This window comes from Candidatus Dactylopiibacterium carminicum, from assembly GCF_014736495.1.
In the GTDB taxonomy this organism is placed as follows: Bacteria; Pseudomonadota; Gammaproteobacteria; order Burkholderiales; family Rhodocyclaceae; genus Uliginosibacterium; species Uliginosibacterium carminicum.
The window spans coordinates 73,940-100,531 of sequence record NZ_MDUX01000004.1; the positions used below are offsets into that span (position 1 = coordinate 73,940).

Here is a 26,592-nt window from a genome sequence, read left to right on the forward strand (position 1 = left end):
GCCCGGACTCATGCTCCCAATCGTGCAAGGATACCTTGAGCTTGCTGACGCTGGTTCTCCCCGCCGTCCGCAATCACTTCTTCGAGCAGTTCGCGCGCGCCTTCGACATCACCCATCTCCTCATAGGCACGGGCCAATTCCAGCTTGGTGGAGACTTCGTCATTCAGGTCAATATCGTCCTGAATCGGCTCTACCGGCGCCCGCGGCACCTCAATCGGTTCAGCCTCGCCAAGATTGACACCTGAAAGGTCAATGGTCGGTTTGATATTGGTCTCCTCACCCAGTTCGAAATCGAAATCCAGCAGACTGCCATCAAAATTGGTCTTCTCCAGGTCGACCTCTGCCAGTGGGGCCCTGTCACTAGCGGACTCCAGACCCAGATCGAATTCCGCAGGCGCAGCCTGCTCAACAACCGGCGCGGGCGCGGGTTGAGGCGCCGGTTTATGCACAGGAGCAGGTTGCAGTTCAGGTTCATCGAAACCGATATCGAACTCCAGCGGAGCTCCCGCTCCCTGTGTCGTTACCTGAGATTCAGGATCCTCCGCCAGATCGACTACGGGCTTCGGCACCGACGGAGGGTCACGGGACTCCATCTGCGTCGGAAGATCTTCACTAGAAGGCGTATCCAGGTCGAGATTGAAATCCAGATTCAGCGCTTCGGGTACCACTGCAGCCGAATTCCGCTCGTCTGCCGCAGGTGCACCATCATTGAACTGGCTGATATCTCCTGGAACGGTCCAGGTCGCGCAGACCTGGGAAACATTATCCGTACCGAAACTGACGGCAGGCGTCGCCGGCTCCGACAGTTCCTCCGGAACATCCGGAATTACCGGCGCCTGCGCTGCGGCTTCTCCCTGACCTGATTTGTACAACGGATTCTGCGGATCCAAACGTGCGCCAAGCGCGGCTGCCTTGGCCCAGTCGTCACCCTGGCCATTCGTCTGGGCATACAGATCCGTGGCTACGTTTTCAAACTGCTTCAGGGAACGACGCTGGGCATAGATTTCCAGCAGCTTGACATAGACTGCTGCTCGCGAAGGATCATTCTTGATGGCATCAAGCAGGATCTCCTCAGCCTGAGCGTCACGTCCATAAGCCATGTATACATCTGCCTCGGCGACAGGATCAACCCCCTCATCCGCGTCAATCGCGGAGATGCCGGACTGGCTAAAATCTGTATGCAACAGGCTGGTGCCACCTGTATCTACGACCTGCCCACCTGCGGAACCGAACACAGAATTAGGGCTGGTGGTAGTGGACACCTCTGTCAGCAAAGTGTTGCCCGTTCCGGCTGCAGCACGCCTGCGGCGCTGCTTGATGACGACGTAGCAGGTCAAGGCTCCGGCAACAGCAAGGCCGAGCAAAGCCCAGAGATTGCGCAGCAGACCGTCGTCTTCTGGCGGAGGTGGCGGAACCGGACGGGCGGCAGGACGAGGTTCCTTGGCCACTGGCGCCGGCTTCGGCTCCTCGACCGGCGCCGAGGCTTGCTCCACGGATTCAATCACTGGAGCCTGTTCTACGGCAGTCCCGGCAGGAGAAGCCTCTGCAGCAACCGGCGCGGAAGCCTGCTCCGCGTGGGCCTTGGGTGGCTCAGCGGCCTTGCCCGTCTCGGCTGCTGACGCCTGCATCTTGGCCAGGCTTTCGTTCTGCAATTCAAGCAGCTTCTGAAGCTCCTTGACGTTGTTCTCCAATTGGACGCGGCGCTCGTTCGCTTCCTTGAGCGCCCGATCCCGGGCCGCCAGCTCATCCGTCAGAGCATCCAGGCGTGCCTTGGTAGCGGCGCCTTCTGCTGCTGCAGCACGAGGCGCCTCACTGGAGGTTACCCGGACCTGGTCACGAGGCTGAGTGCTGGCAGGAGCATCGCCCTCCACTCGAGGTGCGATGCGGCCGCTGGCGGCCTGTGTCCCTGCATCCCGTGCGGGCGCATTGGCAACACTGGCCGCCACCCCCTGCCGATATTGCTCGAAGTTGGTAGCGCGAAAAACGATCTTGCGCGCTTCCGCACGGGAAATCTGTTGCGCTTCCGTCTGCTGCGGCACCTTCAGAATACGGCCAGCGTGAATCCTGTTGGCATCGCCGCCGGCAAATGCATCCGCATTTGCACGGTACAACGCTGCCATCATCTGCTCCTGGCTCACTTCGCCGGATTTCAGGCGATCCGCGATGCGATAAAGCGTATCGCCACGCTGCACGGTATACGCATCGGAGCTTGCCGCTTCGGAGGACGTCGGGCGCGGTTCCGCTACCGGCTTGGCAACGGCCAATGGGGCCTGGGCTGCTCTGCCGGGCGCCGGCGCCGGGCGCGATGCACTACGGGATTCCAGAGGTGTTGAGATCGGTTCGACAGCGGACGGTACGCCGCGCGGACCGGACAGCTCAGCAGGATCGAGCAGGAATGTATATTCCCGCAGCAGACGCCCTCCCGCCCAATTCAAATCAAGCAGCAAACCTACAAATGGTTCGTTGATGGACCGGTCAGAGGTCAACAGGATTACTGGCCTGGCACTGCGCCGCTCGATGCTCATCTTGATGCCGCCCAGCAAAGCAACGTATTCCATATTCGCCCGCTTGAATGCATCAGGCGACGCCATACGCGCTGTCATGGTCTCAAGCTCGTCCACGTTGGCCGTCAATTCCACCTCGGCACGCAATGGCTGACCAAGCGAACTCATAACAGAGATGCGGCCCAGACCGGCTGCGCCGGCGCTCCCCCAGAAAGCCAGCATCATTGCTGCAACAAGCGTTTTACGAAGCATCGGAGTTTCCATGTCTATACGCACGGTGCATGCAGGCAGCCACCGTCTCTTGAAGTTAGAGATGTAAGATCAAAATAACATCAATGATTTATCGCCGCAAGCTCACCTAAATCCTGAGTATTTCCCCATTGGGCGAGGGTTTTCATTCGTCCCAATAGTCATATACACAAGCCTGAAAACACGCCCGTTTCAAGACGCTCTTCGCAAAAAATAACGGCGGGTCGCCAATGCGACACCGCCGAATCGAAAAAGCACTTACGTTTCAAAAGTCTGCGAAACGAAGCGAAGGCGTTTCATTTTCTGACGGAGCTTCAGGACTCCAGCAGGATCCTCAGCATGCGGCGCAGCGGCTCCGCAGCTCCCCACAGGAGTTGGTCGCCTACTGTAAACGCTGCGAGGTATTCCCCGCCCATAGCCATCTTGTGCAGGCGACCAACGGGCACATGCAGGTGCCCAGTGACGGCGTTCGGAGACAGTTCGCGCTCGCTTCTTTCGCGCTCGTTCGGAATCACACGCACCCAATCATTGGCTGCAGCCAGGATTTCGGAGATTTCATCCAGCGGCACATCCTGGCGCAGTTTGATTGTCAGCGCCTGGCTATGACAGCGCATTGCGCCGATACGCACACACAGACCGTCGATGGGCACCGAGCCGGCGCTGCGGAACGCCTGTTTGCCGAGGATCTTGTTGCATTCAGCACCGCCCTTCCATTCCTCCTTGCTCTGGCCGTGCTCGTAGGGCACATCGATCCAGGGGATCAGACTGCCGGCGAGCGGTACGCCGCGGAAATTCTGCACAGGCATTTCAGGGGAACGCATGGTTTCGGCCACCTTGCGATCGATTTCGAGGATCGCGGAAGCCGGATCAGCCAGCAGATCGGCCACTGACGCGTGGATCTTGCCCATCTGCGCGATCAACTCGCGCATGTTTTGCGCGCCAGCACCGGAAGCCGCCTGATAGGTCATGGAGGTAGCCCACTCCACCATGTCATTCTGGAACAGACCGCCAAGCCCCATCAGCATCAGGCTGACCGTACAGTTGCCGCCGATGTAGTTCTTCACACCGCGTACAAGGCCATCCTGGATCACGTTCTTGTTGACCGGATCGAGCACGATGATCGCATCGTCCTTCATGCGCAGGCTGGACGCGGCATCGATCCAATAGCCCTGCCAGCCGACCGCGCGCAACTGAGGAAAGATTTCATTCGTGTAGTCACCGCCCTGGCAGGTGATGATCACGTCCATCTTTGCCAGATCGGCAAGCGATTTGGCATCCTTCAGCGCTTCGGTATCGCGACCGATGTCAGGCCCCCTGCCGCCCACATTGGAGGTGGTGAAGAACACGGGATCGATCAGGGCGAAATCATTCTCCTCACGCATACGCTGCATGAGCACCGAGCCGACCATACCGCGCCAGCCGACAATACCTACTCGCTTCATGTTGATTACCTTTTGCCAGAACCGTCCCCGCTCACTTTTTAGCCTGTCTCCGCCGCCGCGGAGACACAAAGCGGCGTGACAGGACTAAACCGTGGTGGTTTTGGTGGTTTTCTTGGTGGTAGTGAGGATTGCAGTCATGGCAACGGACGTGCGAATACCCGCGCCTGCAGTGCAGGAGCGAGAATGTTCGCCTTGTTGAAGCATCCGTTGCATGTCAATCCTTACAGGGCCGCGATCACCGCGTCGCCCATTTCGCGCGTACCAACGCGCTTGGTGCCCTCTTCCCAGATGTCGCCGGTACGCAGGCCGGAGGCCAGCACCTTCTTGACGGCATTCTCGATCCGCAGGGCAGAAGCCTCATTGTTGAAGCTGTAGCGCAACATCATGGCAGCAGAAAGGATGGTTGCCAACGGGTTGGCAACACCCTTGCCGGCGATGTCGGGGGCGGAGCCGTGGGAGGGCTCGTATAGACCCTTGTTGTTGGCATCCAGCGAAGCCGAGGGCAGCATGCCGATGGAGCCCGTGAGCATCGAGGCTTCGTCGGACAGAATGTCGCCGAACATGTTGCCGGTAACCATCACGTCGAATTGCTTGGGCGCGCGCACCAGCTGCATCGCGGCGTTGTCGACCAGCATGTGCGAGAGCTCGACGTCCGGATAGTTTTTCGACACCTCGATCATCACGTCACGCCACAGCTGAGTGGTTTCCAGCACGTTCATCTTGTCGATGGAACAGACGCGCTTCGCACGCTTCTGCGCAGCCTGGAAGGCCACATGACCGATACGGCGGATTTCATCCTCGTTGTAGACCATGGTGTTGCGGCCCACGCGCTTGCCATCCTCGGTGGTGATGCCACGCGGCTCGCCGAAGTAGATGCAACCGGTCAGCTCGCGCACGATCAGGATATCCAGACCCGCCACGACTTCGGGCTTCAGTGTGGACGCATTGGCCAACTCTGGATAAAGGATTGCGGGACGCAGGTTGGCAAACAGGTTCAGATCCTTGCGGATGCCGAGCAGACCACGTTCAGGGCGTTGCGGACGCGGCAGCGCATCCCACTTCGGCCCGCCGACAGCGCCCAACAGCACGGCATCGGCTTCGCGCGCCACCTTTTGCGTGGCCTCCGGATAAGGCGAACCAGTGGCATCCACCGCACCGCCCCCCAGCAGGGCTTCTTCAAACTCCAGCTTCATGCCTTCGCCACGGAACACTTCCAGCACACGCAGGGCCTCGGCCATGATTTCAGGGCCGATGCCGTCACCGGGCAGAACACAGATCTTCATTTCGTTTCCTCGCAGGGCGGATTGGCCGAAGGCGTAATCCGCCAGTTGTGTTTGTCGATCGGTGGGTTACGGCCTGCGGGCCCAACCCACTCTACATCTACTCCGCTTCAGGCAAACAGCCAGGGCTGTGCCGCCTTGTGCCTGGTTTCGAAGGCACGGATCTCATCGGCATGCTTCAGCGTCAAGCCGATGTCGTCCAGCCCATTGAGCAGGCAGTACTTGCGATGTTCGGTGATATCGAACTTGAAGGAGAAGCCGGACGGCGTGGTCACGGTCTGTGCTTCCAGATCCACATCCAGCGTGTAGCCTTCGGCCGCTTCGCATTCCTTGAACAGACGATCGACCGTCCCGGCATCCGCCACGATGGGCAGGATGGCGTTCTTGTAGCAGTTGCTGAAGAAGATATCGGCGAACGAAGGCGCAATGATCACGCGGAAACCGTAGTCCTCGATAGCCCAAGGTGCATGCTCGCGCGAGGAGCCGCAACCGAAGTTGTCGCGAGCAATCAGTACCTGCGCGCCCTGATAGCGCGGCTGGTTGAGCACGAAATCGGGATTCTTCGGGCGATTCGTGCAGTCCATTCCCGGCTCGCCGTAGTTGGTGTAGCGCCACTCATCGAACAGGTAGGGGCCGAAGCCGCTGCGCTTGATCGACTTCAGGAACTGCTTGGGGATGATGGCATCGGTATCGACGTTGGCACGATCCAGCGGACATACGAGGCCGTTGAGACGGGTAAAGGCTTTCATGTTCTTCTCCTCAATCAGGCCTGACGGATGTCAACGAAGTGACCGGCGATCGCAGCGGCAGCGGCCATGGCCGGGCTCACGAGGTGGGTACGGCCGCCGGGCCCCTGACGGCCTTCGAAGTTGCGGTTGGAGGTGGAGGCACAGCGCTCGCCCGGAGAGAGGCGGTCGGCGTTCATGGCCAGACACATCGAGCAGCCAGGCTCGCGCCATTCGAAGCCGGCTTCGATGAAGATCTTGTCCAGCCCTTCTGCCTCAGCCTGACGCTTGACGATACCGGAGCCAGGCACCACCAGTGCGAGCTTGACGTTCGAAGCCACCTTCTTGCCTTTGGCCACGGCAGCTGCGGCACGCATATCCTCGATACGGCTGTTGGTACAGGAGCCGATGAAGACCTTGTCGATCGCGATCTCGGTGATCGGCTGGTCGGCCGTCAAACCCATGTACTGCAATGCACGCTCGTAGCTCGCGCGCTTGACGGGGTCAGCTTCGTTGGCGGGGTTGGGTACACGGCTGCCCACCGACAACACCTGCTCGGGAGACGTGCCCCAGGTGACCTGTGGCTCGATCGCTTCGGCCTTCAGTTCGACGACGGCATCGAACTTCGCACCTTCGTCGGAATGCAGTGTCTTCCAGTACTCGACGGCACGGCTCCATTGCTCACCCTTGGGCGCATGCTCGCGGCCTTCAAGATAGGAGACAGTAATGTCATCGACGGCGATGATGCCTGCGCGGGCGCCGGCCTCGATGGCAAGGTTGCAGACCGTCATGCGGCCTTCCATGGACAACGCACGGATCGCGGAGCCCGCGAATTCCACACAGTAGCCCGTGCCGCCAGCAGTGCCGATCTTGCCGATGACAGCCAATGCGATGTCCTTGGCGGTCACGCCAGGGCCAACCTGACCTTCGACCTTGATCAGCATCGCCTTGGATTTCTTCTGCACCAGGGTCTGGGTCGCCAGCACATGCTCGACTTCGGAGGTGCCGATGCCATGGGCCAGCGCGCCAAAAGCACCATGCGTGGCGGTATGGCTGTCGCCGCACACCACCGTCATCCCCGGCAGGGTTGCACCGTTTTCCGGGGCGATCACGTGAATGATGCCCTGGTTCTTGTGCTTGAACGGGAAGTAGATCAGCGAACCGAATTCCTTGATATTCGCATCCAGCGTGTCGACCTGGGTCTTGGAGATCGGATCTTCGATATCGCGGTCCCAATGGTTGGTCGGCGTGTTGTGGTCAGGCACCGCCACGATTGAAGTGTTGCGCCAGGCCTTACGGCCGGCCAGACGCAGCCCTTCGAAAGCCTGGGGGCTGGTCACCTCATGCATGAGGTGGCGGTCGATGTAGAGAAGACAGGTACCGTCCTCTTCCTGGCGGACAACGTGGGAATCCCACAGCTTGTCGTAAAGCGTCTTGGCCATTCGAATCACTCCTTGCCTGGGCGCTGGATCACCAGCGCAAATCTGGGTTCCGGGTCTGTACCCGGGTTGGTGACGCGGATAATAGTCAGCGATCTATACCCGAACAAGACAAGCACTTATACTGGTATAAAAACTAACAGCCTGATCCCTGTCGCCTCTCCTCTGTCTCACGATCATCCAATGGACGCCCGCCGCAAGGAACTTGGTGAATTCCTGCAGGTGCTGCGCACCCGCAGCCAACCTGCCGATTTTGGTTTTGCCGCCGGCAGCCGGCGACGGACTCCGGGGCTACGTCGTGAGGAGGTCGCGCAACTGATCGCCATCAGCCCCACCTGGTATACATGGCTGGAACAAGGCCGCGAGGTCAACGTTTCGGCCGACGTGCTCGATCGTTTGGCGCGCAGTCTGCGGCTGACTCGCTCGGAACGGGCCTACCTCTTCGAGATGGCGGATCGCCGTGACCCACAGGACAGCCAGCCCGAAGAGGATGCAGCACCGCCCATCCTCATCCAGCTATTGAACGATATCGATGTGCCTGCCTATCTGATGGGCCGGTATTGGGATCTGCTCGGCTGGAATGCAGCGGCGACAGCCCTTTTCGCAGGCTGGCTGGACCAGCCTCGAGCATCGGGCGACGCCTTGCCGAATATGCTCCGCTTCGTCTTCCTCCGCCCTGACACCCGACAGTTCCTGGTCGACTGGGAGACCCGCGCCCGCCGCATCAGCGCCGAATTCCGCGCGGACTGCCGCAGTCGTCTGGATGAACCTGCCCTGCTCCATCTGGTGAACGAACTCAACGAAGGCAGTAGCGATTTCAAACGATTCTGGAAGCAGCATGACGTGCTGGAGCGTCAGGGCGGCGAGCGCGGTTTCCTGCATTCACAGCGCGGCCTGATCCATTATCAACAGGTCACGCTGCGTCCTGTCGAGCATGAGCATCTGAAACTGGTGATGCTGCGCCCTGCGCGTTGATGCAGCGCTTGCCCTGACCGCCGGGTATGGTCACGCCGCCCATTCTTCAGGTGCCCCTCATGGTCAAGGAAATCGAACTCAAGCTGGCCCTGCCTGCCAGTGCGCATCGTCAGGTATTGCGCCACACTCTGATCCGGGACGCCGAGCGTCTGGAACCCGCTCAGACGCTGATCAACACCTATTACGACACACCGGCACAAACGCTCTCGGCCGCACGCGTGGCACTCCGCACCCGCAAGGCCGGCAAGCGCTGGTTGCAGACGGTGAAATGCGCCGCTGTTTCGCAGGGGGGGCTTTCCTCGCGCCCCGAGTGGGAATGCGCCTATCACGGCCGGTTCGATTTCTCGGCCATCGATGCACCTGATGTACGCAGTCTGCTGGAGGCACAGGCAGACAGCATCGTCCCGCTGTTCACCACCAACTTCCGGCGCCACACTTTCGTACTCCGTCCTCGCGCGGGCATCGAAATCCACCTGATGCTGGATGCCGGCGAAGTCCAGGCCGGAAATCAGCAGGAAGCCATCAGCGAACTCGAACTGGAACTGGTTAGCGGCAGTGCAGCAGATCTGCTCTGGCTCGCCTGCGAACTGGCAGAAACTCTCCCGCTGCGCCCGTACGATGAAAGCAAGGCTGCGCGCGGCTATCGTCTGTTCCGGGGCGAACCCGTGCAGGCTCAGAACACCCGCATCCTCAACCTGCAAGGTGACCAGCCGGCCCTGGACTCGCTGCGGCGGATCGCGCACAGCCTGCTGGCGGATTGGGCCGCCAACCTGGATGGGGCTCTGCGCAACCCTGGGGATCCGGTCTTCGTACACCAACAGCGCATCGCATTGCGTCGCCTACGTGCGTGCCTGCAGGTATTCACGCCGCTCTGGCCGCAAGGCAAGGCCTGGATCAAACCGTTGGGCGAGCTGGCTCAGGAGCTCGGTGCTCCACGCATGCTGCGCGTACTGGCAGATGAACAGATCGCACCGCTGCAAGGCCAGGCGGAAGGCATCAGCCTGCTGTATCAAGCCTTGCTGGCAGCCTCCGTCGCCCAGCAGACGCAGATCCTTGCGGGAAACCATGCTGCACGCGCGGGGCAGACCATGCTCGGTCTGATGGCGGCCTTGCCCGACGAAAACGCATCCCCGACACCACTCGCGAAACATGCCAGAAGCTGCCTGCGAAAGCTTTCCCGCGAGGCCCTGCGCCGGCTAAAAAAGACATGTGCCAAACGCCCAGCCAGCCTTCACGCTTTGCGTATTGCCGGCAAACGCCTGCGCTATGCCGCCGAATTCTTTGCCGGCCTCTATCCCGAACGCGCCATGCAACGCCGTTTGCTCGCACTGGGAAAACTGCAGGACGAACTCGGCCGGATCAACGACATATCCCAGCTTGCGCCCACACTGCAGACACTGGTCGAGCAACAGCCCGCACTGGCCAGCCCCGCTGGTTACGCCTGCGGTTGGTACGCTGTCACGGCAACGAAATCCCGCCGCCGTATGCTGCGCAACGCGGCACGTCACCTGACGCCTGCCAACCCCTGGGACAAGCGCTGACGGAATCCCGGCGCCTCCTGCCAGCCCAAAGGAGAATGAGTTGGACCTGCTGCTGTGGCGTCATGCCGAAGCTGAAGATGGAATCCCTGATACCGCGCGCGAACTGAGCCCACGCGGTATCAAACAGGCTCTGCGCATGGCGCGCTGGCTGGACCAGCACGCGCCCACCGCGGACTGCAGGTGTATTGCAGCCCCGCCACTCGCACGCGACAGACCATCGAATCCTGGGGGCACCCCTACGAAATCAGCGAAGCGCTGGGGCTGGACACCACCGCGCCGGCATTGCTGGATGCCGTTGGCTGGCCGGATGTGGAGACGCCCGTTCTGGTCGTAGGCCATCAACCAACCTTAGGCCAGATCGCCTCTCTGTTGCTACGTGGCGAAGCGCAGGACCTGTCTTTCAAGAAGGGGGCGTTGTGGTGGTTTCAGCGACGGCAGCGCAACGACGAATGGCAGACCGTGTTGAAGACCGTGGTCAATGCCGATCTGGTCTAGGTATTGGGTATTGGCATAGCCAGGCCCCGGCTCTGTAATATCCGGCAGAGCCCTCGCTTGCACTGTCGCAAACGATGAAGCCCGGAAAGGCGCACAATTTGGCACTTCCGCCGCCTTTCCCGCCCATTCCCGATGCCTGCTCCATCTTCCCGTCAGCCCGACCTGCTGGGTATCACCTGGCCAATGTTTGTCGAGCAGTTCCTGATGATGGCGATCGGCACATTGGGATTGTGGCTCGCAGGCCAGGTCTCGTTGGGCGCCGTGGCGGTATTCGGGCTGGCCAATCAGTTACGCCAGATCTTTGACCGCATCTTCCGCGTAGTAGGCGTCGGCACCAGTGTAGTGGTCACCCAGCACAAGGGCGGCGGTGACGACGAAGGCGCGGCGGCCATGGCACGCGCGGGGCTGGCTGCCTCGCTTTGGCTGGGCCTGATTTCCGCAGCGCTGGTCGGCCTGATGCCCGCGGCAACGCTGAAATTGCTGCAGCTGCCCGTCGAGCTTTTCGAGCTGGCCGTGCCGTTCTTCATCCTGACTGCCATCGGGCTGGCGCTGGATTCGCTTTTCGTCACCATGCTCTCGGTGCTGCGCGCCTACACCTTCACGCGCGATTCGATGCGCATGACCATGGCCATGAATCTTCTGCAGGTCGTGGTCAGCATTCCGCTGGTCACCGGCTGGGCAGGCCTGCCTGCGCTCGGACTGATGGGCCTGGGCTGGGGTCATCTGCTCTCGCGCCTGCTGGCCGTCGGCTTGCTGGCGATGCTATGGCTGCGCCGCCTGAATATCCGGCTGACACCTTCGCTTTTCTATTCACGTCACCGCGAAGCCCTGCCCCCCATCCTCGCCATTGGCCTGCCCTCGGCGGGCGAGAAGATCGCCTTCCGCATCGCCTTCCTGATGACAGTATCCATGGCCGCCAGCCTGGGTACCGATGCATTGGCCGCACATGCCTGGGTGCTGCAGGCTGCGGGCTGGGTAAACATTTACATGGTGTCTCTGAGCTTCGGCTCCGAAATCGTCCTGGGCCACCTGGTTGGTGCAGGGCGTCTGAAGCAGGCCAACGCCACGCTCCAACGAGCTTTGCGGATCGCGCTGGTCGTCACCGTAAGTGGTGCCATCCTGAGCTGCTTCGTGACGCCTTTCCTGCTGCACGGTTTGAATACGGATCTCGCCGTGATCAGTCTGATCGTCGGCGTACTGCTGATCGATCTTCTGCTGGAGCCGGGGCGCTGCCTCAACATCCTGATGCTCGGCGGCCTGCGGGCGGCGGGAGATGTCCGCTTTCCAGTCAAGGTCAGCGTCGTCTCCAATTTCGTCTTCGGCGCCGGACTGGCATGGTTGATGGGCATCCATTTTGGCCTCGGCCTGCCAGGAATCTGGATTGGTTACACCGTGGACGAATGGGTGCGTGGGCTGTGCATGGCGGCCCGGTGGCGGGCCAAAGGCTGGACCGACAGCGCCAGAGCGGCACGCCGGCGCATCGTGCAACGGCTCAAACCACGCGCCAACTGACACGCATCAGCCCCGCACCGGCCCTTTTCATCTTGGGAACGACGACCCGACCGCGTATAATCCTCAGGTTGATTCTCTGGAGGTCACTATGTTTGTTTTTGGCAAAGATCGCCCGATGGAAGATCTGGGCAACGGCGTTTCCCGTCGCATCCTGGCCTACGGCGGCAAGATGATGCAGGTTGAAGTCCATTTCGCTGATGGCGCCATCGGCTACATGCACAACCACCCGCACGAGCAACTCACCTACATCCTGTCCGGCGAGTTCGAATTCACCATCGGCGACGAGACCAAGATCGTCAAGACGGGTGACACGCTCTACAAGAAACCGAACATCATGCACGGCTGCAAGTGTCTGAAGGCTGGCGTGCTGCTCGATACCTTCACGCCGATCCGTGAAGACTTCCTGCCGAAGAAGTAATCCCCGCTTCGCGCACAAAAAAGCCGGCCTTGATAGCCGGCTTTTTTGTGGGTATACGCAAGGAAAAATACGTGGCCCAATCAGGGCGTGCCCAGCTCCCGCGCAAGATCACGGCCATCAATCTTCACCCGCGCCCGCGTCACGCCGTCGGTGCCTGTATCCAGTGCATCCAGATTCAGGTTGCCGGCATCCAGGGCACGCTGCAAGCGTTGCAGCCCCATGTCACCGTTACCGCTGGCCTTCAGCCCCTCCACGCGGTATTTGCGCCCCTGATAGAAGAAGGTCTCGCCATCGACGGCGTAGGCACGCTCGGGCGCAGGCTTTCCACGCAGATCGGAAGACGGTGCCGGTGCAGCACTGGTGGTCTGCAGGGCGTCCGGCTTGATCGGGCTGGCCAGATCAGGCTGGGCCGCAGGCTTGCACACCCGGCGATTGATGAACTTGCCCTGGCTGTTCTTCACGCGCTGGATGGTACAGCGCTGCGTGCCGGACGACTGCTGCGTCGCCGCCCCACCGGCAGCCTTCTTGCCCGTTGAAGCTGCGCCCGAGGATTTCTTCTTCGTACCGGTCTGTTGTTTGGGCTTCGCCGGCGCCTTGTTCGCAGCCCTCTTGGCTGGCGCGGATTTCTTCGCCTGGCTCTGCGCCGGCTTGGCACTTTTCGCCGCAGCCGTGCCCGAAGGCTTGTTCGAGGCGGGGGCCAGGGTCGGCGTCAGCAACGCCAGGCTGGCCAGCGCCGCCAGTATCCATCGTTTCATCTGTTGTCCATTTCTGCTGCCGATGCTTCCAGCAGGGCCGTCAGCCCCGCCTCGTCCAGCACCGGCACGCCGAGTTGCAGTGCCTTGGCAAGCTTGCTGCCTGCCTCCTCGCCTGCCACCACGTAATCCGTTTTCTTCGATACCGAGCCCGTTACCTTGCCGCCAGCGCTCTCGATCCGCGCTGTCGCCGCATCACGGCTGAGCGTCGGTAGCGTTCCCGTCAACACAAAAGTCTTGCCTGCCAGCGGCGCGTAGCCGACAGCCCCCTGCGGTGCCGCCGCAATCAAGGCCTGGGCGCTGACATGGAGTTGCTTCAGGCGCTCCCGGTTCCCTTCCTTTTCAAGCCAATCCGCCAGACTGGTGCCGACCTCGGCAGGCAGCCCCCTGGCCTGGATCTCATCACCCGGCAATGCCGCCAACCCGGACAGATCAAGCCCTTGTTCGATCAACTGCTGCGCGCGCAGAGGCGTCAGGCGTGGAATGCCGAGGTGCCCCAGCAAGGCCACCGGCGTGAGCAGGCGTGGCAGCTGTGCCGAAGGCGCATGCTCCCCTTCCGGCGCGACGCCCGCAAGCAGCAATTCATCCAGCACACGCTCATTGTTCGGTTCGGCAAAGAAATCGTACAGGGACTCTGCCACCACCTCACCGATGTCAGGCAGTGCCGCGAAGATCTCCCGCGGCACCTGGCGGATGCGCTCCAGCGCGCCCAGCCAGTCGGCCAGGGTCTTTGCCGTCGACTCGCCTACATGGCGGATGCCCAGCGCGAAAATCAGACGCGCCAGCGGCGGCCGTTTGCTGTCGGCGATGGCATCGATCAGGTTCTCCGCCCATTTGGTGGCAATCTTGCCCTGCAGCACGGTCTCGGGCGTAACGCCGTCGCGTTCATCGGCACGGCGCTTCATTTCCAGCAGATCGTCCAACCGCAGGCGATACAGATCGGCGGGGCTGCTGACATAGCCGAATTCGACCAGTGATTCGATGTAGCGGTCGCCCAGCCCGTCGATATCCATCATCCGGCGGCCTGCAAAATGGATCAGCGCCTGCACGCGCTGGGCACGGCAAGCCAGCCCTCCCGTGCAACGCGCCACGGCTTCGCCCGCTTCACGGACCACGTGGCTGCCGCAGACCGGGCAGACGGTGGGCATGACGAAATCCCGTTCGGAGCCGTCGCGCAGATCCACAACTGCAGTCACCACTTCAGGAATCACGTCGCCAGCGCGGCGTACCACCACCCGGTCACCGATCCGCACCCCTTTGTGCGCGATCATGTCCTCGTTGTGCAGCGAAGCATTGGTCACGGTGGCGCCGCCCACGAACACGGGCTCCAGCCGCGCCACCGGCGTCAGCGCGCCGGTACGCCCCACCTGGATCTCGATATCCACCAGACGCGTGATCTCTTCCTGCGGTGCGTATTTGTGCGCCACGGCCCAGCGCGGCTCGCGGGAAACCCAACCCAGCTGACGCTGCCAATCGAGACGATCCACCTTGTAGACCACGCCATCGATGTCGAAAGGCAACTGATTGCGCAGTTCGCCGATACGCCTGTGAAAGGCTGCCAGCTCAGCGGCGCCGTGTGCCACCGTATATTCCTGACTGAGCGGCAGGCCCATGCGGCTGAATGCCTGCAACAGCTCGCTTTGACGCGCAGGAAGATCCCAGCCTTGCACTTCCCCCAAGGCGTAGGCAAAGAAACTCAGCGGCCGGCGCCGGGCGATTGCCGGATCGAGCTGCCGCACAGACCCCGCAGCCGCGTTACGCGGATTGACGAAAGTCTTTTCTCCCAATTGCACCTGCGCCGCATTCAGCTTTTCGAAATCGTCGCGGCGCATGTAAGCCTCGCCACGCACCTCCAGCACCGCAGGCGCCAAACCCGCAAGGCGCAAAGGAATCTGGCCTATGGTGCGGATGTTCTGGGTGACATCCTCACCCACTTCCCCGTCGCCCCGCGTGGCGGCACGCACCAACACGCCGTGTTCATAGCGCAGGTTGATGGCAAGGCCGTCGAACTTCAGTTCGGCAAGATATTCGACCGGCGGGTCGGTTTCATCCAGTTCCAGTTCCTTGCGCACCCTGGCATCGAAAGCGATGGCACCGCCTTCGCTGATATCGGTTTCGGTGCGGATCGACAGCATTGGCACGGCATGACGCACGGGCTGGAACTGCGCCAGGATCCGCCCACCCACGCGCTGCGTGGGTGAGTCTGGCGTACGCAACGCCGGATTCGCCCGCTCCAACGCGTCCAGCTCCTGGAACAGACGGTCGTACTCGGCGTCCGACACCTGCGGCGCATCGAGCACGTAATAAGCATGGGCATGACGGTTGAGCAGATCACGCAATTCGGCCGCACGTTCGGCGTCGTCGGCCTGGTCGAACAGATCCATCATGCAAACAGGCGACGTGCCAGGCTACCACCGGCGGGAATGGACGCCCGCTCCATCTGCATCTCGAACTGCCCGATCTGGCTGCGGATCAGGTCAATGGCGCGATCCGAGAACGGATTGCGGTTGTCGTCGACCAGCTGCCCCCCCAGAGCCTCGGCCAGCTGGCGCGCGCAGCCCAGCATGCGGTCGAACACCTGCATCGGGTTGCGTACACGCGGCACATCCAGCACCAGTGTGAGTCCGCGCGTGTGTAGATGCTTGAGCTGCTCGGCGGAAAGCTTCGCGGACTCCTGATTGGCCAGCGAGAACATCAGTTGCCCGGCGTCATCGAGCGCCTGGTAGGTACCATCGGCCCCCAGCTGCAGGTCGGCGGCATCCGCCGCGGCGCGCAGACGCGGGCCGCTGAAGGGTTGGGAGGTCGCGATCACGTTGACGGCAATCTGGATGTCGACATCGGCACAGAAACCATCGAGCTCCACGGCGGAACGCAGCGTTTCGACGCTCGTGGGCAAGCGCGGCACGGCCAGGAATTGCTCGCAGACGCGCTGCAACTGGTCAAAGAAACGCTTCAGCTCGCTTTCGCTGATCGCACCACGGCGATCGGCCAGCTGCAGCGTGACACAGGCGCGCGAAAGACTGCCCGGACTGCGTGCATCCAACGCGAACCATTCATGCGATTGATCGTTCCAGCCGTACCACTGGAGGCGGCGGCTGACGCCAGCCAGCACTTCTTGCTGCGCAGCGAACAGGGCTGCCGCGGCGACCCCCGCCGGTGCTTCGATGCTGACCGCGCAATCGATGGCGCGTGCCTCCCAGGGCAAAACCGGCTCGCTGGCACGTGTCGGCTTGCTGGCCGCCGCAGCCGGACGGGCGCTGGGCTGCTCCACCTCGACTTCGTGCAAGGAAGGCTCCATGCGACCGCCAGGCGCTGGCGGAACAGCAGGCTCGACGTCGCCTTCCAGCAATACGTCGTGGTGGTCGGAGCGGAAGGCCTGCTCCGCGGCCTTGCGCGCACGTCGCTCCTGCCAGAGGTTGTAGACCACCAGCGCGAAAATCGCGACGACACTCAGGCCAATCAGGCCGTACTGCAATTCATTTCCGGACATGTGTGCTGTGCACCCCGTAAAACAATGCGCCTCGATACAAGGCGCGCATTATCGCATCAAGCTGCCGCAGGCTGCGCCAGCCTGAGCGCTTCGTCCATATCCACTTCCACCACACGCGACACGCCCTGCTCCTGCATGGTCACGCCCACCAGCTGCTGCGCCATCTCCATCGTGATCTTGCTGTGGCTGATGAAGATGAACTGGGTGACCGAGGACATGTGCTGCACCATGCGGCAATACCGCTCGGTATTGGCATCGTCCAGCGGGGCATCCACCTCGTCGAGCATGCAGAAAGGCGCCGGATTGAGCTGGAACATCGCGAACACCAGCGCGATGGCCGTCAGTGCCTTCTCCCCACCAGACAGCAGATGGATCGAAGCGTTCTTCTTGCCCGGCGGCTGCGCGATGATCTGCACGCCAGCATCCAGCAGATCCTCGCCGGTGAGCACCAGTTGTGCCTGCCCGCCGCCGAAGAGACGCGGAAAGAGTTCGCCGAAATGGCGATTGACCGTGTTGTAGGTTTCCTGCAACTGGCTGCGCGTATCGCGGTCGATGCGGCGGATGGCGTCCTCCAGTGTACCGATGGCGCTCATCAGGTCATCGAACTGACGATCGAGAAAGCCCTTGCGCTCGCGCGCCGACTCCAGCTCAGCCAGGGCCGCCAGATTGACCGCGCCCATTTCCGCGATCTCGCGCGTCAGCCGTGACACCTCGCGGGAAAGCGCCGTCTCGCGGATCTCCGCCATCACGGAGTCATCCAGCGCCATGAGTTCCGCGCCGAGCTCTCCCAGCCGCTCGGCAGCCTGCTGCGCGCCCAGTTCCGCCGCCTGATGTGCCAGACGCAGCTCGCCCAATTGCTCGCGCAGTGGCGTCAGCGCCTGTTCGGCCTGCGTGCGGGCGGCTTCCATTTCACGCAGCTGGCGCGCCTGAGCTTCCTGTTCCTCGCGTCGCCGGGCCAATGTGGCCTCCCGCCCCTGGCGCAGATCCAGCGCCGTCTGGCGTGAAGTCAGCAGCGCCTGATCATCCAGCGAGCCCTGCTCGCCCTCGATACGCTCGCGCTCCACGGCCAGTTTCTCAAGCTGTGCCTGAGCCAAGGCGGCGTTACGGCGTGCCTCTTCCTGGCGGGCATTACCCTCGCGCGCAGCCAGTTCCGCGTCATGGCGGCCTCGCTGGGCTGCAGCGAGCATCTCACGTGCGGTACGCAGGCGCACTTCTGCCCCGGCGCATCGCTCAGCCGCTTCTTCGGCCTGCATGCCCAGCGTTTCCTGCGTCGCCTCGGCACGCGCGGCGGACTCGGCGATTTCTTCCAGCTGCGCCTGCTCCAGACCTTCCTGACTCTGTATCTCGGCAGCTTCGGTCGCAAGCTGTGCCAGACGCTCGACCTGCCGCGCCTGTGCCTGTTGCGCTTTCACCAGCGCCAGCTGACGCTCATGTCTTGCCTGTTGGGAGAGCTGCAGCTCGCGCCGCCCGGCGGCCAGCGCCTCCTGCAGGCCGCGCAGCTCGGCAAGCAGCCCGTCCACGACATCCTTCGCGGCCTGATGCCTTGCTTCCGCTGGCATCAGAGCCTGTTCCAGCAATTCGATCTCGCGCTGCCGCTCGATGGCGCCATGGGTACGGGCATCCGGCGCGAACAGTGTCAGCGCACCGGCATCCAGCAGCTGGCCAGCTGGCGTGACCAGGGTGACGCCAGCTGGCAGCAACTGCCCACCCGCCAGCCAGGGCGTCAGCGACGGCACGGCATACACGCCATCCAGCCAATGCCGCAGGTGCGGCAGCAGGTCGGCGCGCTGGCAGCGCACGTGCTCTTCGAGCAAGGGTGCATCAAAGGGCGGCGCGCCGGGTTTGCCGGGCGAGCCTTCGCGCAGCAGTGTGAGTGTGGCGGGCGCCGGATCGTCCAGCACGGTTTCTAGCGTGCCGGCCAGCGGCCCGATGGCGCTGACGCGTTCACGCAGCACGGCCTCCACGGCCAGCTCCCAGCCCGCCTCGACCTGCAAGGCCTGCCAGGCGGGCGCCTCACCGCCAAGCCCTGCCGCGGCCAGCCAACCGGCCAGATCGCCCTGATCGCGCAGACTGGCTTGCAGGCCACGCAAGGCATCGAGACGCGCACGCATTTCGGTCAGCTCGCGGCCCGCCTGCTGCAAGGCCTGCTGCGCGTCCTGCTGTGCGGCCTGGCGCTCGGCCTGACGAGCCTGCAACTCGTGCAGGCGGGCTTCGTCGTGCTGCGCGCGTGCTACCAGTTCGCCCAGTTCGGCTTCCAGCGTGCGCAGCACGGCTTCATCTTCGGCATGCAAGCCCGCGCGCTCGCGCTCCAATCGCTCGCGCCGTTGCGTCAGCGCACCCAATGCACGTTCGACGGACTGGCGCCGGGTATCCTCCACGCGCAATTGCTGCTCCACCTGCGCCACCGCCCGCCTGGCCGATTCCTGCGCGGCCAGCGCATCCCGCCAGGCGGCGTCGGCCTCGGGCAGTCCTTCTTCGGCCTCGGCCACCTGGGTCAGCGCGATCTCAAGGCGCTCCTGAGCCTGCTCGCCAAGCAGCGCCCAATGCTCATGCTGCGCCTCGGCCGTACCCAGGCGCTCGCGCCACTGCGTTTCTTCGGCCAGCAGTTGCTGCCCACGTTGGCTCAGGCGCGCGTGGGTGTCATGCAGATTGCGCAGTTCGGCCTCGATGCGCGAAATCTCGGTATTGATCGCATACAGATCTCCCTGGGCGGCATTCAGCGCTTCGTTGCCCACATGCTGCGCCTCGCGCGCCAGCGTGATGCCGGTATCCAGTTCCACCACCTGCTGATTGCAGGCCTCGACATGCGTCTGCGTCTGCGCGATGGTCTCCGCCAAACGCGTCAGCTCGCCCTGCGCGGCGGTGTGCTTGTAGCGCCACAACAGCACCTGACGCTGCGAGAGCTGGCTGGAAAGCTCCTTGTAGCGGCGCGCGAGTTCCGCCTGGGTCTCCAGGCGGCCAATCTGCTGCGTGAGCTCGGCGCGGATGTCTTCCACACGCGCCAGGTTGTCGCGCGCGTCCGCCAGCCGCCCTTCGGTTTCGCGGCGGCGCTCTTTGTAGCGCGTGATGCCAGCGGCTTCTTCCAGAAAGGCGCGAACTTCCTCCGGGCGCGCCTCGATCACACGCGAGATCATGCCCTGCTCAATGATCGCGTAGGCACGCGGCCCCAGGCCGGTGCCGAGAAAGAGGTCGATGACGTCCTTGCGGCGCACCGCGACGTTGTTGATGAAGTAGTCCGAGCCGCCGTTGCGGTCCACCTGGCGTTTCACCGAAATTTCGGCGTATTGCGACCACTGCCCTGCCGCGCGCCCTTCGGCGTTGTCGAAGATCATCTCGACGCTGGCGCGCGAGACCGGCTTGCGCGTGGTGGAGCCGTTGAAGATCACGTCCTGCATCGATTCACCGCGCAGCGCGGAGGCACGCGATTCGCCCAGCACCCAGCGTACCGCGTCGATGACGTTGGACTTGCCGCAGCCATTCGGCCCGACGATGCCTACGAGTTGCCCCGGCGCGAGGATGGTGGTGGCATCGACGAAGGATTTGAAGCCGGCGAGCTTGAGCTTGGAGAGACGCACGTTTTCAGCAGGCAGAAGCACGGGGAACGGGGCGGGCTATAATATCACCCCTCTTTTGACCCGCCCGTGCCCCGCCCGCCGGAGCGCTGCGGGCCGCCAACCCAGCCTGAGCGTCAAAATCTTGAATCCGCTGCTCGATCGTCTCCAGCCCTACCCTTTCGAGAAACTGCGTGCCCTGTTCGCCGGCACCGCGCCCGCTGATCAGGCGGCCATCCGGCTGTCTATCGGCGAACCCCAGCACGCCACGCCCGAACTGGTGTTCAAGGCCTTGCAGGAAGGCTTCAGTGGCTTGGCCCAGTATCCCAGCACGAATGGCAGCGATGCGCTGCGCAACACCATCGCGCGCTGGCTGGAGCGCCGTTATGGTCTGCCCGCCATCGATGCCGGCAGTCAGGTGCTGCCGGTGAATGGTTCGCGCGAGGCGCTGTTTTCGTTCGCCCAGGCTGTGCTGGACCCCAGCCGCCCGGCGCCGCTCGTGGCCTGCCCGAACCCGTTCTACCAGATCTATGAGGGGGCGGCCTTTCTGGCCGGCGCCCAGCCCGTCTTCCTCAACCAGACGCAGGCCAATGGTTTCGGTTTCGACCTGGATTCGCTCGGCGCCGACGAATGGGCACGCGTGCAGCTGCTATATGTGTGCTCGCCGGGCAATCCGACCGGTCGCGTGCTGTCGCTGGATGAATGGCGTGAGTTGTTCGCTCTTTCCGACAGGTACGGCTTCACCATCGCCTCCGACGAGTGCTATTCGGAGCTGTATTTCGACGAAGCCAGGCCCACGCTGGGCGCACTGCAGGCGGCACAGCAGCTGGGGCGCGAAGGTTTCCCGCGCCTGGTGGTCTTCTCCAGCCTCTCAAAACGCTCCAACGTACCGGGGCTGCGCTCCGGCTTCGTCGCGGGTGACGCCGCGCTGCTGAAGAAATTCCTGCTTTACCGCACCTACCATGGCTGTGCCATGAGCCCGATGGTGCAGGTCGCCAGCATCGCCGCCTGGAGCGACGAGGCGCATGTGCTGGAGAACCGCCGCCAGTACGCCGCCAAGTTCGCCAGCGCCACGCCTGCGCTGCAGCAGGCGCTGGATGTCGATCTGCCCGATGCCTCCTTCTATCTTTGGGCCCGCACGCCGATCTCCGATACCGAATTCGCCCGCCGCCTGTACGCTGAGGAAAACGTCACCGTGCTGCCCGGCTCCTATCTGGCCCGTGAAGCGCATGGCGAGAATCCCGGCGCCAAGCGCGTGCGCATCGCGCTGGTCGCCAACCAGGCCGAATGCGATGAAGGCATCGCCCGCATCGTCCGCTTCGTGCGCTGGCTGGGGTGATGTGTTCCCCATCGCTGGTGCGCACGGCGCACCCTACTCGATGGGCGTCATGACTTGATTGATGATATCGGCCCTGCTGCCGAATCCGTTTAGCTGTCTTCCTTTCCCACAAACCGACCCCAACTCTGGAAATCGCCATGAGCAACCTGCAAACCGTCATTGAAACCGCCTTCGAAAACCGCGCCGATATCAATCCGGGCAACGCCACGGCCGAACTGCGCGATGCGGTCAACGAAGTCATCTCTACGCTGGATGCCGGCCGCCTGCGCGTGGCCGAGAAGATCGACGGCGACTGGGTGACGCATCAATGGCTGAAAAAGGCGGTGTTGCTCTCCTTCCGCCTCAACGACAACGAAGTGATGGCGGGCGGCTGCACGCAGTATTTCGACAAGGTGCCGGCCAAGTTCGGCAACTACAGCGAGGCGGATTTCCGCGCAGGCGGTTTCCGCGTGGTACCCAACGCCATCGCCCGCCGCGGCAGCTTCATCGGCAAGAACGTGGTGCTGATGCCCTCCTACGTCAACATCGGCGCCTATGTGGATGAAGGCACGATGGTGGATACCTGGGCCACCGTAGGCTCCTGCGCCCAGATCGGCAAGCATGTACACCTTTCCGGTGGCGTGGGCATCGGCGGCGTGCTGGAGCCGCTGCAAGCCAACCCGACCATCATCGGTGACAACTGCTTCGTCGGTGCTCGTTCCGAGGTCGTCGAAGGCGTGATCGTCGAAGACAACAGCGTGATCTCGATGGGCGTCTACATTGGCAAGAGCACGAAGATCTACAACCGCGCCACCGGCGAAGTCAGCTACGGCCGCATTCCCGCAGGCTCCGTGGTGGTCTCCGGCAATCTGCCGTCGGCCGACGGCAAGTATTCGCTGTACTGCGCAGTGATCGTCAAACAGGTCGACGCCCAGACGCGCGCCAAGACCTCGATCAACGAACTGCTGCGCGACTGAGCGCGGTAGCCCCGTGCGGTGCAGTCAACGGAGATTGACGCGCCGCACAGGGTGCAGGATCCGACAAGCAGCTTGCAGGACCGCAGCCGGCCCGTGGCAAACGGGGTACACAGGCCAGCGCGGCGCAGGATGGATACGGGAGGACTCATGATTTTCGACAAGCTTTTCCAGCTCATGGCCGAGCGCCGCGCCTCGGACATCTTCGTATCGGCCGGCACGCCGGTGCATATCAAGATCAACGGCGTGGTGATGCCGATCAACCAGCAGATCATGGAGCCAGCGGTCACCCAGCGCATGGCCTACGAGATCATGACGCCCGAGCAGATCGCGCATTTCGAAAAGGAACGCGAGCTCAACATCTCTCACTCCAAGCGCGGCCTGGGCAACTTCCGCATCAACTTCTTCTGGCAACGCAACAGCGTCTCCATCGTGGTGCGCTACATCCAGGGCGAAATCCCCAGTCTGGAAACGCTGAACCTGCCGCCCGTGCTCTACGAGATCATCATGGAAAAGCGTGGTCTGGTGCTGGTGGTGGGCGCCACGGGCTCGGGCAAATCGACCACCATCGCGTCGATGCTCGATTACCGCAACAACAATACGCCCGGACACATCCTCACCGTCGAGGACCCCATCGAGTACCTGTTCCGCCACAAGCGTTCGGTCGTGAATCAGCGCGAGGTGGGGTTCGATACCAAGTCCTGGCATGAGGCGCTGAAGAATGCGATGCGCCAGGCGCCGGACTGCATCCTGATCGGCGAGATCCGCGATCTGGAGACCATGAAGGCGGCGATCTCCTATGCGCAGTCCGGCCACCTCGTGCTGGCCACACTGCACGCCAACAACGCCCACCATGCACTCAACCGCATCACCAGCTTCTATCCGCTGGAAAGCCGCGAGTTGCTGTTCCTTGATCTTTCGGTGTCGCTGCGCAGCGTCATCTCGCAGCGACTGGTGAAGAAACCCGACGGCAGCCGCATCCCCGCCGCCGAGATCCTCATGAACACGCGCCACATTGCCGAGCTGATCCAGGCCGGCAATTTCGGCGAAGTGCGCGAAGCCATGGAAAAATCACTGGCGCAGGGGTCTCAGACCTTCGAACAGGATCTGTTCCGCCTGTATCGCTCCGGTGTCATCACACTGGAAGAAGCGCTGACCAACTCCGACTCTCCGACCAACTTCTCCTGGCTGGTCAACAACACACCGTCCGAAAGCGCCGACGCTCCCAAGACGCCGGCTCAGCACGACGCCATCACCGAATTCGAACCCGCAGAAGAAGATGGCGCTTCCTTCAGCTCCTTCACGCTGCACATGGATGAAACCAGCTGACATGACTTCACACCCACACCACGAGCACGACGAAGACTGCGATTGCGGCCACGATCACGAGCACGATCATCACCACGATCCGATCGACGAACTGGTGACCGTGCGCGACCTGATCCGCTATGCCACCAGCCAGTTCAACCGTGCCGGCCTGTTCTTCGGCCATGGCAGCAGCGAAGCCTATGACGAAGCCGTATACCTCGTGCTGCATACCCTGCACCTGCCGCTGGACTGGCTCGACCCCTTCCTCGATGCCTGCATCCCGAGCGACGAACGCGCCGAAGTGCTGGCCGTACTGCGTCGCCGTACCGAGGAACGGCTGCCCGCGGCCTACCTGACGCAGGAAGCCTGGCTCGGCGATTTCCGCTTCTACGTGGATGAGCGCGTAATCGTGCCGCGCTCCTTCTGCTTCGAACTGCTCGAAGCCGGCTTCGAGCCCTGGATCGAAGACCCGCTGCAGGTCAGCCGTGCGCTGGATCTCTGCACCGGCAGCGGCTGCCTGGCGATCCTGCTGGCGCATCACTATCCCAATGCGCAGGTCGATGCCATCGACCTTTCGCCGGATGCACTGGAAGTCGCCCGGCGCAACGTGGCCGATTACGGCCTCGAAGAGGTGGTACGCCTGATCGAGTCCGATGTGTTCGAGGCGCTAGGCGACGAGCAGTACGACCTGATCCTGAGCAACCCGCCCTACGTCACGCCCGAAGTGATGGAGGCCCTGCCCGAGGAGTACCGTCACGAACCCGAGATGGCACTGGCCGGTGGAGGAGAAGATGGCCTCACCATCGTTCGCCGCATCATCGAGGGCGCGCGACGCCACCTTACCGACGACGGCATCCTCGTCGTCGAAGTTGGCCACAATCGCGAACTGGTGGAAGCTGCGTGGCCAGATATCGAATTCGTGTGGCTGTCCAACACCAGCGAAGAAAGCAGGGTCTTCCTGCTGCGCGCGGATCAGTTGCCAGGCTAGACTCCGTTTCCAATCATCTGCCGGATCGCGTTGGCCCCTGCAGCCGCTTTCGAACGAACGCGACCGGCAAATGACTGTCGACAGCCCCTGAGTGCTGTGAAGCACTCAACTCGGATATTCCGCTGCCGATAAGAACGCAGGCAGCATCGTGCTGCATCGCAGCACTCCGGACGCTTTCCCGGTGTGCTCCAGGGGACACCATGGCAACCGACAGACCGATCCTGCTCGTCGAAGACAATCCCGATGATGAAGTACTGACCCTGCGTGCGCTGGACAGGAACAAGATAGAGAATCAGGTCGTCGTCGCCCGTGACGGGTTGGAGGCACTGAACTACCTGTTCGGCGGTGGCCGCTACGCTGGCCGCGACATCAGCGTAATGCCGGCCGTGATCTTCCTCGACCTCAAGCTTCCGCGCGTAGACGGCCTGGAAGTGCTCCGCCGCCTTCGGGCGGATGAACGCACCGCGTTACTGCCGGTGGTCGTCCTCACCACCTCGCGCGAACCCCAGGATATCCACGAGGCCTACCGGCTCGGTGCCAACAGCTATATCCGCAAGCCCGTGGATTTCGAACGCTTCCTGCGCACCGTGGGCCTGCTGGCCCAGTACTGGCTCAACTACAACGAACTGGGCGACCACACCCATCCCTGAGCCTGCGCGCGGGCAGAATCCTTCCTCTCAGAACCTGTTCATAGTCTTACTGCGAGTCCGTGATCGGGGCTCATGCGCTGCTCGGAATCCTCATGTATCCCCTTACACTCCGGTTCCTGCGCTGCTCTTTTCCACGGTTTGCTTTGCATAGCAAACCGGCTGCGGCAGCGCAGAGCTACGCTCTGCTGTTTGCTGCCTACGCCCCCGCTGACGGCCTCTCGCTACAGACTTTGAACAGGTCTCAGGAAATCTGCCGCCACCAGGCCTCACCAGACTGCGGTGCGTGCAGATCGAAGCATTCCCCCATGCGCGGCGTCGCCAGCGGTACGGCCTGATCCTCTGCTAGGGCAGTAATGCGCTCCAAAGGCTCCTTCCAGGGATGCATGGCAAGATCGAAGGTGCCGTTGTGAATCGGCAGCAGGCGGCGGCCACGCAGATCGCGATGCGCCTGGATCACCTGCTCCGGCTGCATGTGGACCTCGGGCCAGCGCCTGTCGTAAGCACCGCACTCCATCATCGTCAGATCGAACGGGCCGTACTGCTCGCCGATGCGCTTGAAGCTTTCGGAATAGCCACCGTCACCGCTGAAGAAGATGCGCGTAGTGCCATCAATCATCACCCAGGAAGCCCACAGGCTGCGATTCCGGTCGGTCAGACCGCGGCCGGAAAAATGCCGTGCCGGTGTGGCGATGAACTGCAATCCATCCGCGAGGGTGGTTCCTTCCCACCAGTCGAGCTGCACGACCTTCTCGGCAGGCACGCCCCAAGCGATCAGCCGGTCCCCCACACCCAGCGGCGCAAGGAAGTGTTCCGTTCTCGGAACCAGACGGAGGATCGGCTGGTAATCGAGGTGATCGTAATGGTCGTGCGACAGGATCACGCCCGCCAGGGGTGGCAACTCATCCAGTGTGATGGGCGGCGCATGATGAATCGCCCCCGGTTCACTAGACACTTCGAAGCCTTAAGCTGGCAACCAAGTGG

General features: G+C 62.6%; 20 protein-coding genes. 10 read left to right on the plus strand and 10 right to left on the minus strand.

Annotation, left to right across the window (positions count from 1 at the left end):
• Nucleotides 1–8 precede the first annotated feature (8 nt).
• The 5 genes from BGI27_RS02260 to leuC all read right to left on the minus strand — a co-directional run bounded on the left by BGI27_RS02260 (nt 9) and on the right by leuC (nt 7,642).
• On the minus strand, nt 9–2,756 hold the full coding sequence (locus BGI27_RS02260) for a motility hub landmark protein FimV (protein ID WP_170942892.1): 2,748 nt from the start codon (nt 2,754–2,756) through the stop codon (nt 9–11).
• 311 nt (nt 2,757–3,067) lie between these two features.
• Entirely contained in the window at nt 3,068–4,195 is a 1,128-nt protein-coding gene (gene asd, locus BGI27_RS02265) for an aspartate-semialdehyde dehydrogenase (protein ID WP_095523290.1), read from the minus strand.
• Nucleotides 4,196–4,416: 221 nt separating this feature from the next.
• Complete coding sequence (gene leuB, locus BGI27_RS02270; protein ID WP_095523291.1) at nt 4,417–5,478, minus strand: 3-isopropylmalate dehydrogenase; 1,062 nt, start codon at nt 5,476–5,478, stop codon at nt 4,417–4,419.
• Nucleotides 5,479–5,585: 107 nt separating this feature from the next.
• Complete coding sequence (leuD, locus tag BGI27_RS02275; RefSeq protein ID WP_095523292.1) at nt 5,586–6,224, minus strand: 3-isopropylmalate dehydratase small subunit; 639 nt, start codon at nt 6,222–6,224, stop codon at nt 5,586–5,588.
• Nucleotides 6,225–6,238: 14 nt separating this feature from the next.
• Nucleotides 6,239–7,642: a 3-isopropylmalate dehydratase large subunit gene (leuC, locus tag BGI27_RS02280; protein ID WP_095523293.1), complete on the minus strand. Its 1,404-nt coding sequence runs from the start codon at nt 7,640–7,642 to the stop codon at nt 6,239–6,241.
• A 180-nt stretch (nt 7,643–7,822) separates the two neighbouring features.
• Between leuC and BGI27_RS02285 the strand changes: the two genes are divergently transcribed.
• From BGI27_RS02285 to BGI27_RS02305, 5 genes are all read left to right on the plus strand, one after another.
• Complete coding sequence (locus BGI27_RS02285; RefSeq protein ID WP_095523294.1) at nt 7,823–8,614, plus strand: helix-turn-helix transcriptional regulator; 792 nt, start codon at nt 7,823–7,825, stop codon at nt 8,612–8,614.
• 59 nt (nt 8,615–8,673) lie between these two features.
• Nucleotides 8,674–10,155, plus strand: a complete 1,482-nt coding sequence (locus BGI27_RS02290) for a CYTH and CHAD domain-containing protein (protein WP_170942891.1) — start codon at nt 8,674–8,676, stop codon at nt 10,153–10,155.
• Between the two features lie 180 nt (nt 10,156–10,335).
• Complete coding sequence (locus BGI27_RS02295; RefSeq protein ID WP_317984271.1) at nt 10,336–10,650, plus strand: SixA phosphatase family protein; 315 nt, start codon at nt 10,336–10,338, stop codon at nt 10,648–10,650.
• 132 nt (nt 10,651–10,782) lie between these two features.
• Nucleotides 10,783–12,162, plus strand: coding sequence for an MATE family efflux transporter (locus BGI27_RS02300; protein WP_095523296.1), 1,380 nt, complete (start codon nt 10,783–10,785; stop codon nt 12,160–12,162).
• Nucleotides 12,163–12,250: 88 nt separating this feature from the next.
• On the plus strand, nt 12,251–12,580 hold the full coding sequence (locus BGI27_RS02305) for a cupin domain-containing protein (RefSeq protein ID WP_095523297.1): 330 nt from the start codon (nt 12,251–12,253) through the stop codon (nt 12,578–12,580).
• Nucleotides 12,581–12,660: 80 nt separating this feature from the next.
• Here BGI27_RS02305 and BGI27_RS02310 read toward each other — a convergent pair whose 3' ends face one another.
• Genes BGI27_RS02310 through smc form a run of 4 tightly spaced genes read right to left on the minus strand, consistent with a single transcriptional unit; the run spans nt 12,661 to nt 20,397 of the window.
• A complete protein-coding gene (locus BGI27_RS02310; protein WP_095523298.1) occupies nt 12,661–13,335 on the minus strand; it encodes a hypothetical protein in 675 nt (224 codons plus the stop codon).
• Entirely contained in the window at nt 13,332–15,716 is a 2,385-nt protein-coding gene (gene ligA / locus BGI27_RS02315; RefSeq protein WP_223871553.1) for an NAD-dependent DNA ligase LigA, read from the minus strand. The genes BGI27_RS02310 and ligA overlap by 4 nt, the downstream gene beginning before the upstream one ends.
• Nucleotides 15,716–16,822: a cell division protein ZipA C-terminal FtsZ-binding domain-containing protein gene (locus BGI27_RS02320; protein ID WP_095523300.1), complete on the minus strand. Its 1,107-nt coding sequence runs from the start codon at nt 16,820–16,822 to the stop codon at nt 15,716–15,718. Before BGI27_RS02320 ends, ligA begins: the two co-directional genes overlap by 1 nt.
• Before the next feature lie 56 nt (nt 16,823–16,878).
• Nucleotides 16,879–20,397, minus strand: coding sequence for a chromosome segregation protein SMC (smc, locus tag BGI27_RS02325; RefSeq protein WP_095523314.1), 3,519 nt, complete (start codon nt 20,395–20,397; stop codon nt 16,879–16,881).
• A 121-nt stretch (nt 20,398–20,518) separates the two neighbouring features.
• On the opposite strand from smc, the gene dapC reads away from it, so the two are divergent.
• The 5 genes from dapC to BGI27_RS02350 all read left to right on the plus strand — a co-directional run bounded on the left by dapC (nt 20,519) and on the right by BGI27_RS02350 (nt 25,611).
• Nucleotides 20,519–21,712, plus strand: coding sequence for a succinyldiaminopimelate transaminase (gene dapC, locus BGI27_RS02330; RefSeq protein ID WP_095523301.1), 1,194 nt, complete (start codon nt 20,519–20,521; stop codon nt 21,710–21,712).
• A 137-nt stretch (nt 21,713–21,849) separates the two neighbouring features.
• Complete coding sequence (dapD, locus tag BGI27_RS02335) at nt 21,850–22,668, plus strand: 2,3,4,5-tetrahydropyridine-2,6-dicarboxylate N-succinyltransferase (RefSeq protein WP_095523302.1); 819 nt, start codon at nt 21,850–21,852, stop codon at nt 22,666–22,668.
• A 147-nt stretch (nt 22,669–22,815) separates the two neighbouring features.
• Nucleotides 22,816–23,994: a PilT/PilU family type 4a pilus ATPase gene (locus tag BGI27_RS02340; RefSeq protein ID WP_095523303.1), complete on the plus strand. Its 1,179-nt coding sequence runs from the start codon at nt 22,816–22,818 to the stop codon at nt 23,992–23,994.
• Nucleotide 23,995: 1 nt separating this feature from the next.
• Nucleotides 23,996–24,961 carry a 50S ribosomal protein L3 N(5)-glutamine methyltransferase gene (gene prmB / locus BGI27_RS02345; RefSeq protein ID WP_095523304.1) on the plus strand — a complete coding sequence of 322 codons (966 nt, stop codon included), beginning with the start codon at nt 23,996–23,998 and terminating at the stop codon, nt 24,959–24,961.
• 200 nt (nt 24,962–25,161) lie between these two features.
• Complete coding sequence (locus tag BGI27_RS02350) at nt 25,162–25,611, plus strand: response regulator (RefSeq protein WP_095523305.1); 450 nt, start codon at nt 25,162–25,164, stop codon at nt 25,609–25,611.
• Between the two features lie 241 nt (nt 25,612–25,852).
• Here the strand turns inward: BGI27_RS02350 and BGI27_RS02355 are convergent, their stop codons facing one another.
• Nucleotides 25,853–26,563, minus strand: a complete 711-nt coding sequence (locus tag BGI27_RS02355) for an MBL fold metallo-hydrolase (protein ID WP_095523306.1) — start codon at nt 26,561–26,563, stop codon at nt 25,853–25,855.
• Nucleotides 26,564–26,592 lie beyond the last annotated feature (29 nt).